1 protein-coding gene is annotated in these 491 nt (G+C 69.9%); it reads right to left on the bottom strand.

Going from position 1 to position 491, the window contains the following annotated elements; translation table 11 throughout:
* On the bottom strand, nt 1–456 hold a 456-nt coding region (locus tag ACSNOH_RS35110; protein ID WP_436725494.1), incomplete at its 3' end, for a response regulator.
* Nucleotides 457–491 lie beyond the last annotated feature (35 nt).

Below are 491 nucleotides of genomic sequence, written 5' to 3'. Positions count from 1 at the left end.
GGCCCCCGGCAGCCCGTCGCCCCGCTCCCCCTTGTGGCCCCGCATGAGCCTGCGGACGAGCCGGACCATCTCCGTCGGCTCGAAGGGCTTCGCCAGGAACGCGTCGACTCCCGCCGAGCGGCCGCCCTCGACCTCCAGCTGGGTGCAGGCGCTGATGATCGCGATCGGTATGTCGCACGTCCGGGCGTCGGAACGCAGCCGGGCCGCGGTGTTCAGCCCGTCCAGCCGGGGCATGACGACATCCAGCGTCACCACATCGGGCCGCACACGGTGCACGATCTCCAGACACTCGGCACCATCGGCCGCGGTCACGACCTCGAAGCCTTCGAGCTCGAGGTTGACCCTGATCAGCTGCCGGATGACCTTGTTGTCGTCGACGACAAGGACCCGGCCGGACAAGCCAGGCACACCCCGAGAGTAAGCGCGCCCGCCACGCTGCGTCCGGGTTTTCCCCACTTCCACCCCGTGCGGGCGAGCTCCCCCTGTCTCTT

Origin of the sequence: Streptomyces sp. URMC 127 (assembly GCF_051386535.1) — a bacterium.
GTDB lineage: Bacteria > Actinomycetota > Actinomycetes > Streptomycetales > Streptomycetaceae > Streptomyces.
Note: the sequence above shows the minus strand (reverse complement) of the source record. Positions and strands in the feature narration are given on the sequence as shown.